Origin of the sequence: uncultured Rikenella sp. (genome assembly GCF_947628055.1) — a bacterium.
Classification (GTDB): Bacteria; Bacteroidota; Bacteroidia; order Bacteroidales; family Rikenellaceae; genus Rikenella.
Genome location: NZ_CANQYJ010000070.1, coordinates 1 through 13,052, shown reverse-complemented (window position 1 = coordinate 13,052; position 13,052 = coordinate 1). Strand labels below are relative to the sequence as shown.

At 53.1% G+C, this 13,052-nt stretch carries 11 protein-coding genes and 1 rRNA gene; 11 read left to right on the top strand and 1 reads right to left on the bottom strand.

Annotation, left to right across the window (positions count from 1 at the left end):
- The first annotated feature begins 118 nt into the window (after positions 1-118).
- The 5 genes from Q0Z93_RS07295 to Q0Z93_RS07275 all read left to right on the top strand — a co-directional run bounded on the left by Q0Z93_RS07295 (position 119) and on the right by Q0Z93_RS07275 (position 6,795).
- Positions 119-1,252: an aminotransferase class III-fold pyridoxal phosphate-dependent enzyme gene (locus tag Q0Z93_RS07295; RefSeq protein ID WP_298064237.1), complete on the top strand. Its 1,134-nt coding sequence runs from the start codon at positions 119-121 to the stop codon at positions 1,250-1,252.
- A gap of 17 nt (positions 1,253-1,269) precedes the next feature.
- On the top strand, positions 1,270-1,785 hold the full coding sequence (folK, locus tag Q0Z93_RS07290; protein WP_298064236.1) for a 2-amino-4-hydroxy-6-hydroxymethyldihydropteridine diphosphokinase: 516 nt from the start codon (positions 1,270-1,272) through the stop codon (positions 1,783-1,785).
- Positions 1,786-1,859: 74 nt separating this feature from the next.
- Entirely contained in the window at positions 1,860-2,153 is a 294-nt protein-coding gene (locus tag Q0Z93_RS07285) for an HU family DNA-binding protein (RefSeq protein WP_298064235.1), read from the top strand.
- Between the two features lie 2,141 nt (positions 2,154-4,294).
- On the top strand, positions 4,295-5,839 hold the full coding sequence (locus tag Q0Z93_RS07280) for an Rne/Rng family ribonuclease (RefSeq protein WP_298064234.1): 1,545 nt from the start codon (positions 4,295-4,297) through the stop codon (positions 5,837-5,839).
- Positions 5,839-6,795, top strand: coding sequence for a hypothetical protein (locus Q0Z93_RS07275; protein ID WP_298064233.1), 957 nt, complete (start codon positions 5,839-5,841; stop codon positions 6,793-6,795). The genes Q0Z93_RS07280 and Q0Z93_RS07275 overlap by 1 nt, the downstream gene beginning before the upstream one ends.
- Before the next feature lie 78 nt (positions 6,796-6,873).
- Here Q0Z93_RS07275 and Q0Z93_RS07270 read toward each other — a convergent pair whose 3' ends face one another.
- Complete coding sequence (locus Q0Z93_RS07270; RefSeq protein ID WP_298064232.1) at positions 6,874-7,182, bottom strand: DUF3467 domain-containing protein; 309 nt, start codon at positions 7,180-7,182, stop codon at positions 6,874-6,876.
- A 244-nt stretch (positions 7,183-7,426) separates the two neighbouring features.
- On the opposite strand from Q0Z93_RS07270, the gene Q0Z93_RS07265 reads away from it, so the two are divergent.
- The 6 genes from Q0Z93_RS07265 to Q0Z93_RS07240 form a co-directional block, all read left to right on the top strand.
- Positions 7,427-8,218: a hypothetical protein gene (locus Q0Z93_RS07265; protein ID WP_298064231.1), complete on the top strand. Its 792-nt coding sequence runs from the start codon at positions 7,427-7,429 to the stop codon at positions 8,216-8,218.
- A gap of 327 nt (positions 8,219-8,545) precedes the next feature.
- A complete protein-coding gene (locus Q0Z93_RS07260; RefSeq protein WP_298064230.1) occupies positions 8,546-9,544 on the top strand; it encodes an aspartate-semialdehyde dehydrogenase in 999 nt (332 codons plus the stop codon).
- 247 nt (positions 9,545-9,791) lie between these two features.
- A complete protein-coding gene (locus Q0Z93_RS07255; RefSeq protein ID WP_298064229.1) occupies positions 9,792-10,613 on the top strand; it encodes an HAD family hydrolase in 822 nt (273 codons plus the stop codon).
- Positions 10,614-10,912: 299 nt separating this feature from the next.
- The gene (locus Q0Z93_RS07250) at positions 10,913-11,302 is read left to right on the top strand and encodes an NVEALA domain-containing protein (RefSeq protein ID WP_298064228.1); all 390 of its coding nucleotides are present in this window, start codon (positions 10,913-10,915) and stop codon (positions 11,300-11,302) included.
- A gap of 78 nt (positions 11,303-11,380) precedes the next feature.
- Complete coding sequence (locus tag Q0Z93_RS07245) at positions 11,381-12,526, top strand: 6-bladed beta-propeller (protein WP_298064227.1); 1,146 nt, start codon at positions 11,381-11,383, stop codon at positions 12,524-12,526.
- 451 nt (positions 12,527-12,977) lie between these two features.
- Positions 12,978-13,052, top strand: a 16S ribosomal RNA gene (locus tag Q0Z93_RS07240); the annotation flags it as partial.

The following is a 13,052-nucleotide window of genomic DNA, read 5'->3' as shown; positions in this document are numbered from 1 at the left end:
CTCAAGAGATGCGCAAGCATCTCAAAAAGTTTTTCTGGTTCTCTTTGTTCACAAAGAGAACGGTACCCTCAAACATAGGGTAGTGAATGAAACGAACCATCAAATAGACAAACAGATTATGCAATTATTCGACGTATATCCCCTGTACGACATAGAGATCGTCAGAGGGCTCGGATCTAAAGTGTGGGACAAAGACGGACAGGAATATTTGGATTTTTACGGAGGCCACGCCGTTATCTCGATCGGCCACACCCATCCCCATTATGTAGAGCGGCTCACCGGCCAGTTGCAGAAGATCGGTTTTTACTCCAACTCCGTGAAAATCGGTTTGCAACACGAATTAGCCGAGAAACTCGGCAAACTCTCCGGACATGACGACTACCAACTTTTCATGTGCAACTCCGGAGCCGAAGCCAACGAAAACGCACTGAAACTCGCCTCGTTCCACACCGGGCGGAAGAAAGTCGTGGCCATGCACGGCTCATTCCACGGGCGCACCTCGCTGGCCGTCGCCGCGACCGACAACCCGAACATCACCGCACCGGTGAACCGCACCGAAAACGTCGTATTCGTTACGCTGAACGACGAACAGGAACTCGAAAACCTCTTCGCGAAAGAGGGGGGCGAGATCGCCGCCGTGATTTTGGAAGGGATTCAAGGCGTCGGCGGGATTCGGATCGCATCCGATGACTACCTCCGGAAAATACGGACACTGTGCGACAAATACGGGGCGGTTTATGTGGCCGACGGCGTGCAGTGCGGCTGCGGACGAACCGGGAAATATTACTCCCACGACTGGGCCGGGGTGAACGCCGATATTTACACCATGGCCAAAGGGATCGGAAACGGATTCCCGATCGGCGCGATCTCCATTGCGCCGCACATCGCACCGAAATACGGCATGCTCGGGACAACGTTCGGAGGGAACCACCTGGCTTGCGCCGCAGCGTTGGCCGTCGCCGAAGTGATGACCGAAGACCGATTGGTGGAAAATGCCGCCCGGACGGGAGAATACCTTATGACCGAACTGCGGAAACTGCCGAACATACGGGAAGTGCGCGGCAAAGGGCTGATGATCGGCGTCGAACTGAACCAGGAGAGCGCACCGTTCCGGAAACGGCTCCTGTTCGACGAACACATTTTCGTAGGCTCTTCGTCGGACAAAAACACCTTCCGGCTTTTGCCGGCGCTGAACATCGGGCGGGAACATTGCGACCGGCTGCTGACCGCGCTGCACCGGCAGTTGGCGTAGCTCGGTTTCTTGGGGGTATGGAAATACATCGGGTGTTACTGCTTTTAGGGAGCAATCTCGGAGACCGGACGGAGAAGTTGGCCTCTGCCCGGTCGCTCCTCTTGCAGTCAGTCGGGCCTGTCGTGCAGGCCTCGCGCGAGTACGAGACCGAACCGTGGGGGGATTTTGCCGGAGGCGAGACGCCGGGGCCGTTTCTGAACCAAGCGATCGCCGTGGAAACAGCGCTGGGGCCGGAAGCGGTATTGGATGCTATCCAGCAGATCGAACGGGAGTTAGGGCGGCCGGAACACAGGCCGGAATATGCCCCCGGCGGCAAACGGCTCTATCACGACCGGGCGATCGATGTCGATATTTTATTTTATGATTCTGAAATCATTGACACCAAACGGCTTACTGTGCCTCATCCCCGGCTGGCCGAACGGCATTTCGCGCTGGAGCCGGCTGCCGAGATATGGCCCGATTATGTACATCCGAGCCTGAAAATCAGCCTGAAAGAATTATTTAATTCGATTTTATTGGGCGATTCTCAATAATTTACTCTATATTTGCAATCCGTATGCGACGTAAATAAATAGTAATCACATAAATAAACCAAACGACATTCGTCATGACAAAAGCAGATATCGTAGGCGAAATCGCTAAAAGTACAGGCATCGAGAAAGTACAGGTGCAGCAGGTGGTGGAATCCTTCATGGAGAATATCAAAGAAACCATGATGGCGGGGAATAATGTCTATCTGCGCGGCTTCGGCAGCTTTATCATCAAACGGCGGGCGCAGAAAGTGGCACGCAATATCTCGAAAAACACGACGATTACGATTCCGGCGCACAACATTCCGGCGTTCAAACCGTCGAAGACTTTCGCCGGGGAGGTGAAAGCCAAATCCATCGGCAAGAAATAATAAGGCTCTGTCGTTGCGGGGATTGTCCCGCTCCGGAGCCGAGAAATAGTTAACCAAATTGTCAAACTTTAATCCACGTAGTTATGCCTAGCGGAAAAAAAAGAAAACGGCACAAAATATCTACCCACAAGCGCAAGAAACGTCTTCGCAAGAACCGTCACAAAAAGAAGAAATAGGTAGATTTTTCCGGAGGCTTGCCGGACGGTGCTTGTGGCCTTGTCTGTGAAACCCCGGAAACGATACTCGGAAACCTAAAGTCCCCGGACTCTCATGCGCGGCGGTCTTTAGGTTTTGTTTTTCGGCAGAGGAAGTGTGTCTTGTCGCTCATCTTCGGGGGCGGCCAATGCGTACCGGCGGGGCGGTTGCAGTTTCTGCCGGAGTTTTTGGGGCGGGGTAGCTGTGTCGTGTGCGGGACTTTCTCGGGGCGGTTGGACTTGAAATAGGGTAATTCCGGCCCAAGCGAAACGCAGTTTCGCCCACTCACCGCGGGCCCCGTTGGGGCTTTTGTCGGAGTTTGAGAGGACTTAATTTAAGTGGGACTTGCCCGGCCCGAGAGCGATTCCGTACTTTAGGGTAGTTTATCTTGCTGCCGGCAGGCCAATAAAACACCCGAAGGGTGCGGATCGTGTGCCGAGCGGTACCCGCGCGATTGCTAGAATAGGAAATAGTTTAAAAGTATGAATTGCTTTTGAACCGTATTTCCTCCAGCGCGCAGGAAAAATAAGTTGGATTAGAAACTACCCAAGCGATACGAATATCGCACGTCCACCGCGGGCACGCAGGGCCTGCCCGGCCCGAGGGCGGTTCTCTCTTTTTCGCGACGAGCGGCACCGCGCGCGACAGCTGGAATAGGAAATCGTTCAAAAGCCGCTTGCGCTTTTGAACAAGATTTCCTCCAGCGCGCGGGGAAAATAAGTTGGATTAGAAACTACCCAAGCGATACGAAGTATCGCACGCCCACCGCGGGCACGCGGGGCCTGCCCGGCCCGAGGGCAGTTCTCTCTTTTTCGCGACGAGCGGTACCCGCGCGATTGCTGGAATAGGAAATTGTTCAAAAGCATGAATTGCTTTTGAACCGGATTTCCTCCAGCGCGTGGAACAAAGCAGCTCATTCCCGCGCGCCGCGCTTAAAGAGCGAAATCGTCCCGATAAATGATAATTTATCGGGAATGATTTCGCTGGCGCGCGGAGAAAAGCACGAGTATGGATTGGAGCCAGCGGGATAGAGCTAAGCCCGGATCGAATGCCGAGTGCTGCTCGATTCCGGGTCGGGCGCCCGGGAGCGGTCGCATTCCCGAGTTTGCGAGGGTTGCAGGCCTCCGCCGGGGGTGGCTCCGGCCTGACAGAGAGATCGCAGCCGAACCGAGTTTCCGCCAGCGTGCGGGATAAAGCTGTTTTTGATCTGCAAAGGGCCGCCGCCCACGGAGGATATTTCGGGTAGTTCCAGCCCGGCTCATGTGCCGCGCTGCACCGGCCCTCCGCATGCCCGGGGCTGCGGTCCGACCGGTTCTGCGAACCGGATTTTCGCAGACGCGAAAACAAGCTTGGATATAGAAAAGGCGGAGCCAGCGGAGGTAATTGGGGGTAGAGGCGGCCCGGCTCGAATGTTGAGCGGCACCAGGCCTCCGCCGGGAGTGGCCCCGGTCTAACATAGGAAGATTGTGGCCAAAGCCCTTTCGCATCTCAGCATCACCGTCCGACGCCGGCGGTGCCGTTTAGGGTCGTTACAACTCGGCTCGCGTGCCGAGCGGTACCGCCCTTCGCGTGGGGCGGCGTCGGGCGCGCGACCGTAGGTCGCGGTTTATCGGATTCCGACACAACGACAGAGCTAATAGAGGAAACAGCTAATAAAACAGCAAACAGCTACGGCCGAACCGACGGCTCGATCGAGTGCCGGACAGTTAAAAGACAGGGTTCCGCGGAGCGGGCGCCCCGAAACCACCGGCTGCGGAAAGGCTGTGCCGTTGGGCGCTCCAACCGATAGTTTGAACGCAAAAAGAGACGCACAGGCTCCGGGCCGAAACGGCAATTCGTTATAGGGGAAGAAAGAACCGCTTTCTTTTGCCCCGAACCTTTAATTTACCCCACGTATACTCGACCGAAACATACGTGCGTTAATATACAGTATTAGAGAATACGAAATGACAAAAGAGTTAGTAATCCACTCCACAGGGACGGAAATAGACATCGCACTGCTGGAAGACGGGCAACTCGTCGAACTCAATCGCGAGAAGACCAAAAGCTCGTTCACCGTCGGCGACATATACCTCGGGAAAGTACACAAAGTGATGGGCGGACTGAACGCCGCCTTCGTCGACGTCGGGTACCAGAAAGACGCCTTTCTGCACTACCTCGACCTCGGCAGCGCATTCCACAGCCTCAACGAAGTAGTCAAGCAAGTCAACGGGAAACATCAGAAAATCGACTTTTCCGCACTCAAGATACAGAACGACCTGGGGAAAGAAGGGAAAATCTCCAACGTACTCACTAACGGACAACAGATCATTGTCCAGATCGCCAAAGAACCGATCTCCACGAAAGGGCCGCGCATCACCAGCGACATATCCATCGCCGGAAGGCATCTGGTGTTGATTCCCCTTTCCAATAAGGTGCATATTTCGCAGAAGATACGCTCCAACGAAGAGAAAAAACGCCTCCGCTCCATTGTGGAAAGCATACTGCCCAGGAACTACGGGGCCATCGTTCGGACAGCCGCCGAAGGCAAAACCGCCGAAGACATCGAAGCCGACATCACGCAATTGATTGCCAAATGGGAAGGAGCTTTGTCCGCCTTGCAGCAAGCCCAGCCGCCCCAGCTGCTGCTGAGCGAAGAGAGCCGCACGACAACCATTCTGCGGGATCTGCTGAACGACTCGTTCACCCACATCCACGTGGACAACGAGCAGATTTTCCACGAAGTGAAAGAATACATCTCGGCCATCGAACCGGAAGCGGAGAAGATCGTCAAGATGTACCACGGGAATATCCCCATCTTCGACCAGTTCGACGTCACGAAACAGATCAAGCAGCTATTCGGGCGCACCGTAGTTTTCAAGCGGGGGGCCTACCTCATTGTGGAACACACCGAAGCGCTGCACGTGATCGACGTCAATAGCGGAAAACGCGCCAAAAGCGACGAGACACAGGAAGCCAATGCCCTGGAATGCAACCTGAACGCCGTGCCGGAGATTGCACGGCAGCTGCGGCTCAAGGATATGGGCGGGATCATCGTGATCGACTTCATCGACCTGCATACGGCACAGAACCGGAATGCCGTCTTGGAAGCGATGCGCAAAGCGATGGCCAACGACCGGGCAAAACATAATATCCTGCCGCTCACGAAATTCGGCCTGATGCAGATCACCCGGCAGCGGGTAAGGCCGGAAACACAGATCGTGATCAACGAAAAGTGTCCGACCTGCCACGGCACGGGCGAGATCGCGCCGTCCGTGCTGCTCGATGCGCAGATCGAAAACCAGGTGGCGTACTATGTGCGCGAGAAACACTACAAGCTCTTGAAAATACACGTGCATCCGTACGTGGCGGCATACATCAACCGGGGCGGCCTGTTCAGCAAACGGGCGAAGTGGTGCGTGAGATACGGGGCGGTGATCAAAGTGATCCCGAACGACTCGCTCGGGATGATCGAATACAAATTCTACAACGCGCTGGGGGACGCAATCTGATGAAACAACAGATTTTACCCTTGTTCGAGATCGCTCCGATGGAGGAGATTCATCGCGAGTTATCCTGTCAGCGGATGGTTCCCATCTATTTTTCGGTGGGGGCGAACGACGGGAAAGTTTATATTCTTTACCGTTATATCCGTTATCAGCAATGCAAAATTCAGAAAGCTTACTATGCCGTGGTCACCTTGTCGGTCGATTGGAAGCAGGGGACATGCGGAGAACGGCAGATCGACGACTTGGGAGACCGGTTGTCTATGGGTTATGATTTTGTGTATCGACAGGGCGACGACTGGCTGCTGATCGGGGCTCGGTGCGACTACAACAACGGGAATCCGGAGCGGAACGGGCTGCTGCTCGGCCGGGACGGGACGGTCAAACGGACGTATTGTTTCGGCGATGGAATCGACGAGTGCATCGTGATGCCGGACGGAACGATCGTGACGAGTTATTTCGACGAAGGAACCTTCGCCGACTGGGGGAAGGGCGCGCCGATCGGTTGGACGGGGATTGTGGCGTGGCGGCCGGACGGAACCAAATTGTGGGACGGACAGGATTATGAAGGGAACTACGGCGGAGCGTGCGATTTTTGCGATGATGCGATCTGTTTGGATACGTGGGACGGGTTGTGGTTTTATAAGGCCGGGCAGCTGGTAAGAGCGGATCTCTGTTTGGGACGGGACCATGCGTATGCTTTAGCGGAAAAAATCGTAGGAAAGTTCCAGGAACAAGACGAAGCTAACCGCTTGTTTTTCACTGTTTCGCTGAACCATTGCAAGTTGTTGTTCAACGGGAAGCACATTTTTACACAAAAGGCATGTACATGGCGCTGGACGGCGGAAGCGGAGCCGCATTTGAATGGGAAACCGGTTTTGTGCCAATGCGTCAGATATACCGATTACCGGATGCTGTTTTTGACCAACGACGGAATTTTGTGCGGCTGCCGGTTCGTCTGAGTGTTTTTCCCCAGTCCCCCATTAAGGGGCCGTTCGTGCGCGAAAAAGAGCAGAGAAAGCGACCGGGGGAAAAACCGATCAACAATAAGATTTATTCCCGAACCCGTTGATCACCGGCGGCGTATCCGGCGTGTGCATTTCGATCTTCCCCACGATCGCCTCGTACCGCGCCACATTCTCCTGCAGCGACATCAAGAGCCGTTTGGCATGTTCCGGCGTCAGGATCACCCGGCTCTTGACTTGCGCTTTCGGCATCCCCGGCATCATCCGGATGAAATCCAGCACAAATTCCGAAGTCGAGTGGGAAATCACGGCCAAGTTCGCATACGTCCCTTGCGCCACCTCCTCGTTAAGTTCGATGTCCAGTTCTACTTTTTGTTCTGTCATGAAAAAACACTCCTTTACTAAACAAAAGTAGAGGGAAAAGAAAGTCCGCCGAACCTTTTTTGTCATTATTTTTCAACAATTCTTCAACAGGCCTGACAGAGGGGTCTGCGCCGCTCGGCACTCGCAGCGGGAGTTGGTTCGGCCCCTCCTCCCGCAGGCTGCGGTTCGCGATTTTTACAGACTTAGAATAGATATTGCCCGATTATTTTATAACTTTAGACAGTCAATATAATCGTGCGAGGTGGTGAAAATCAGTCTGTTATTGTCCGCCATCGCTCTTTGTGCTTTCGGTAGGGCGGTCGCAGGGAACCCGGACTGGCCGGACGGACGTCGCCTGCCGGAACGGATCGAAACGACGAGGCTTACCCGAACTGTCGGGCCGAACCGAATGGATGCTTCGGATAGCGTAGTTGGAAAGCAGAGGTTGGACCGTTGGTTTTTCGGCGATTTCAATGCTCGGGTCGAATATCTGCTGGAACCGTTGTTCAGTGAAACCTTTGGAGGCCGGATTTATCGGGGGGCGACCGACACGGCTTATGTCCTGGAGGTCAAGCGGGTGGCGAATTACAAGGAGGTCGAGGAACAATTGCAGAAAGAGTTTCCCAGGGTCGGTACCAGCGTTACAGATTTTGCCGGATTATCCGCACAAGAACAGCAAACAAGGCTTGCTCATAATCGAAAAATGCGGAGAGCTATGGCGGCCGAACGTTTGAAACGTTATTGGATCGAAACGCATTCGATTCCGATTTCGGACAGACTGGCCGACCGGCTGTATACTGCTGCGAAAGAGGGGGTTTTCAACGTAAAGCCGGAGAAAAAGCGATATACGGAAGACGGCTACGAGATTATCACCACTAAGATTTGCGACGGCGACGTGGCGACGTTCCGGTGCGTGGTGGATGATGCAGTATGGACGTTGCGGTATCATGAACCGGAGGGGCGACTCAAGACGCTTTCCGACCTGTTCCGGGCGATGATTGCGGATGTCGGGGCGGGGACGTTCGACGAGGCGAAGTATCTCGATGCGCTGGAATAATGCAGGGACTTTATTCTGCACAATATACTCCATTCTCCGGCCGCCGGTGCGGAAACCGGGTTCTCGACGTGCCGTAAAAGCCGTACCCTGAAAGTTCTGCATGTTCGGCCTCGCGCCAGCCCCGAGCGGCTTTGCCCTGTCGGGAGTAAAGGGGCGAAAGTCCGTAAAACGGGTGCTCCGCCGGTTGGAGGTGTACGAATAGACCGCCGATTATTCAACTCAGTGAAAATCTGTTAAGAATCGCACAAAACGGGAGCTTCTCATACAACCCGCCCCGAAAAAAGCGTACATTTGCATTTCCGAAAGAAATTACAAGATCGATTCGATATGAAAGTAGCAGTATTCGGCGCGACAGGACTTGTCGGCGGCCGCATGTTGAAAGTGCTCGAAGAGCGCAACTTCCCGGTAACGGAACTGATTCCGATCGCCTCGGAACGCTCCGCAGGCAAAAAAGTCCTCTTCCGCGGGAAAGAGTGGACGGTAGTGGTTCCGCAGGCAGGACTGGAGATGCGGCCCGCGCTGGCCATCTTCTCGGCCGGCGGACAGACCTCGCTCGACTGGGCCCCCCGATTCGCCGAGATCGGCTGTTACGTGGTGGACAACAGCTCGGCATGGCGCATGGATCCGACCAAAAAATTAGTGATTCCGGAAATCAACGCCGACGTGCTGACGAAAGACGATTACATTATCGCCAATCCGAACTGTTCGACGATCCAGATGCTGATGGCGCTGGCTCCGATCTATCGTACTTACGGGATTCGCCGCATCGTGGTATCGACCTACCAGGCGATTACCGGCACCGGGATGCGGGCGGTGACGCAGATGGAGAACGAACGCAAAGGAATTTTCGACGGGCCGATGATCTACCCGCATGTGATCGACCGGAACTGCATCCCGCAGTGCGATAGCTTCACCGAAAACGGCTATACCAAAGAGGAGATGAAACTGGTCAATGAGACCCACAAGATTTTCGGCGACGATTCGATCCTCGTATCTCCCACGGCGATCCGCGTGCCGGTGGTGGGCGGACACTCCGAGTCGATCAACGTGGAGACCGTGCGCGATTTCACGATCGAGGAGGTGCGCGCACTGCTCGAACGGACACCGGGGGTGAAAGTGGTGGACTGTCCGGAACGGTCGGAATATCCGATGGCCGTCGATGCGCAGCATCACGACGAGGTGTTCGTGGGGCGGCTGCGCCGCGACATCTCCAATCCGATGGCGATGAACATGTGGGTGGTGGCCGACAACCTGCGCAAAGGGGCGGCGACCAATGCCGTGCAGATCGCACAACATCTGTTGGCGAAAGGGTTTATCCAGGCATAGCGGATTTCGGTGGGGTTTGGGATTCGCGGCTCTATATAATAAGTAGATAATCGCCTTGGGATCGACCGGGAAAAGCCGTTCTCCGTTCAATGACGGGGAACGGCTTTTTGAATCGCCGTGTCGACGGCACCCGCCCGTGCTTTCGACGCGCTCTCCGCAGCCGCAGGGTGAGGAGATAAAACCGACACGCCGGAATACAGCGGTTATCCGTCGTAATTCCGTATATTTGTGAAAACCGCACCGCGCTATGGTACTTGCACTGATTTATGATTTCGACGGCACGCTTTCGCCGGGGAATATGCAGGAATACGACTTCATTCCCGCAATCGGGAAAGACAACCGGGAATTTTGGGACAACTGCAACCGGATGGCCGAAGAGAACGACGCCGACCCGATCCTGACTTATATGAACGAAATGATCCGTCAGGCCACGGTCAGCGGGGTTTCACTGCGGCGGGACGCTTTCGCCGAATCGGGGCGGAAAATCGAACTCTTCGACGGGGTCGAGACCTGGTTCACCCGCATCAACCGCTACGGGCAGGGGAAAGGGATTCAGGTCGAGCATTACATCAACTCGTCGGGCCTCAAGGAGATGATCGAGGGAACTCCGATCGCGAAACATTTCCGCAAGATTTTCGCCAGTTCGTTCCTCTACTCGGTGGACGGGGTGGCTTACTGGCCGGGAGTGGCAGTCAACTATACCAACAAGACCCAGTTCATTTTCAAAATCAGCAAGGGGATCGACAGCGTCTACGACTCCAAAGCCGTGAACCGGTTCGTGCCGGAACAGTCGCGGCCCGTGCCCTTCACACACATGATCTATATCGGCGACGGGACGACCGATATTCCCTGCATGCGGCTGGTCAAGGAGAAACAGGGCCATTCGATCGCAGTCTACAACCCGGAGGACAAGGAAGTGGGCCATTCGCTGCGGCAGTTAGTCGAAGAACACCGGGTCAACTTCGTGGCGCCGGCCGACTATTCGCCGGGGAGCCGCATGGACGTAGTGGTCAAGGCCATTATCGACAAAGTGGCCGCGGACGACCGGCTCAAAAAGCTGGAACTGTAATCTTTCGCTCGGCTGCCAATAGGGGGGGCGGTTTCGGTTACAGACCCTCGGGCGGAAAAACCTTTCCGCAGATTAGCAAACAGAAAAACGGTTATTCGGGAGGGACGGCACGGAGCTGACTTGGACCGCGAACCTCAGGCCCGATACTTCCTGCGAAATTCGGGTGTCCGAAGATTTCCCGGTTCGCCGCAACGAGGGCGTTCCGGTCGAAAATTACCTGCTTTTAAAACAAGAAAGTAGCGTCTCTTTTGCCCGATAGGGTCAAACCGGGGTGTATGCCTCGGTTTTTTGTATTAAAAGTGGATTTCTACAAATTATATCGATCAACTGCTTGTGTTATATTATATGCTATATTTGTAATTAAGGAAGCGCGCTCTTTGGTATCAACTAATTTAAATTCCCACAACGATAAAAAGAATGTTACTTTTTGCGGTATTGCTGCTTTTGCTGTCGTAATGGGATGGTTTTGTTATGCGGAGTATAAACCCAATTTTCAGGGCAATTTACTGAAAGCTAATATCGAGGCTTTAGCCGATGCAGAACAAAGTGAAATTTGGCATATTGACGGAACTTCAACGACTTACTATAAGGATGGAGTACCACAATATACGGTCATGACTCGAGATTGCACACCGGGGGGCAGTATGCCTTGCACTCCAGCCACTACCACGATCTGGCACAACAAATGACTTTTCCTAATTTATGGATAACGATCATCGAGGGATTCCCGCATGGGAATCCCTTGCAATCTTAATTGTTAATCGGTTATGAAAAAAAGAACGATATGGCTGTCAGTCATGCTTATGGTATGTGGCTCTTGCGGCAGGGTCGCTTCTCCGCCGGATGCTCTGGTGCGGGTAATGGTGGAACCTGATCGGATTACCGATACATTGGGATTGTCGGAACTGTTTAGTCATTACGAATATATTCCCCTTGAAACCGTGCCGGAAGCAATGATAGGTGATGTGACAGGTTTGTTGCAGTATAAAGGGGGGTACTTGGTCCGGGACCGGAAAAGTCGAAGAATATTATTTTTCGACGGCAATGGTCGTTATCTTCGGCAGATCGGCCGTAGCGGCAAAGGAGCGGGAGAATACGTCAATATGAATGATATGGTGATCGATCCGTCCGACTCTTCGATCCTGTTGCTTTGTACAGTGCCTAAGAAACTTATTTGGTATGCATCGGACGGTGCTTTCCAACGTGAAGTGCCATTGGATGTGTATGCAGAATCGCTGGAAATTATCGGAGACCGTATTTTTCTGTATGCCAATTCACATTCCGGCAATCAGGACGGTTTCCAAATTTATGCAGTGGATAGACAGGGGCAAAGAAAATCGGAATGGTTACCCTACGGATCCGTCAAAAGTTATCCTATTTCGATGACTGTCAATCATTCCCGGCCATTCTCAAAGTTCAATGATAGTGAAATGCTTTTTTCGATGCCACTGGAAGATAAGATATTCAGTATCTCTGGTGATACTCTTCGAGAGTATCTTATGCTCGATTTCGGAGGTCACAGTCTGTCAGCGGAGTTTATTGAGAAAACAGTCGGTGAAGGGAGTGACCTCGCCTTTACGCTGATGGGAACAGACTACGCTCGTGACCTGCATTATGTCTTCGATAATGGCAAATACATTTTCTTCAATGTGAGTTTTGGGCCCCGGTTGCACCGCTTGGCGTTGCATAAGACAGATACAGCTCTTCGAGCCTGGAATGACGATCTGACGGGTCAATACCCCTCGATTTATGAATGGACAGAAGATGAATTGCTTGGAGCAAAGACAGCCATGGAATTTCTGAAAGATTATGAATCGAGGCAAACCCGCGGTTTGCAATCGTCTGCTGAGGATTCAACCGCCGCCCTTTTAACCGAGGATTCTAATCCGGTAATCATCCATTATATGAAATAGTGGTTTGCAAATTTGTAAAATGTGTCTAAAGTTGTATTTTTCTGCAAATCAAATGATTATACGTATGCAGCGAAACCTTCTGCGTTGAGGAATTAAAAAAATCTGAAAAAAGATTTGCAGGAACGGAAAAGGTCGCTACCTTTGCATCCGCAATCACGGAAACGGACACTCATTCAAACCATCGCTTCGGGGATGGATGAAAGAAAAATGAGAAAAGTTTTTGCAGATTGAAAAACTTGACATACCTTTGTAATCCCTTTCCGCCGGAATCCGGCGAGACTGCGGAAACAAACAGGAGGATACGAACCTTCGGGTCGGAGTTCTTTGAATTACTGTGAAAAGTTAATGATAATTTGTAGTGTAGTACAATTTGTCAATTCCTGATTCCGGCGCCGCGAGGCGAACCGGAACGAAAAAATAATCGGTCAGGCATACTCAAAATATTTTTCATACTATGGAGAGTTTGATCCTGGCTCAGGATGAACGCTAGCGGCAGGCCTAACACATGCAAGTCGAGGGGTAACAT

Excerpts from the sequence above, each read along its gene's own strand:
- Q0Z93_RS07280 (WP_298064234.1), top strand. The coding sequence starts at position 4,295 with ATGACAAAAGAGTTAGTAATCCACTCCACAGGGACGGAAATAGACATC.
- Q0Z93_RS07245 (WP_298064227.1), top strand. The coding sequence starts at position 11,381 with ATGAAAAAAAGAACGATATGGCTGTCAGTCATGCTTATGGTATGTGGC.
- Q0Z93_RS07295 (WP_298064237.1), top strand. The coding sequence starts at position 119 with ATGCAATTATTCGACGTATATCCCCTGTACGACATAGAGATCGTCAGA.
- Q0Z93_RS07275 (WP_298064233.1), top strand. The coding sequence starts at position 5,839 with ATGAAACAACAGATTTTACCCTTGTTCGAGATCGCTCCGATGGAGGAG.
- Q0Z93_RS07285 (WP_298064235.1), top strand. The coding sequence starts at position 1,860 with ATGACAAAAGCAGATATCGTAGGCGAAATCGCTAAAAGTACAGGCATC.
- folK (WP_298064236.1), top strand. The coding sequence starts at position 1,270 with ATGGAAATACATCGGGTGTTACTGCTTTTAGGGAGCAATCTCGGAGAC.
- Q0Z93_RS07260 (WP_298064230.1), top strand. The coding sequence starts at position 8,546 with ATGAAAGTAGCAGTATTCGGCGCGACAGGACTTGTCGGCGGCCGCATG.
- Q0Z93_RS07270 (WP_298064232.1), bottom strand. The coding sequence starts at position 7,182 with ATGACAGAACAAAAAGTAGAACTGGACATCGAACTTAACGAGGAGGTG.
- Q0Z93_RS07255 (WP_298064229.1), top strand. The coding sequence starts at position 9,792 with ATGGTACTTGCACTGATTTATGATTTCGACGGCACGCTTTCGCCGGGG.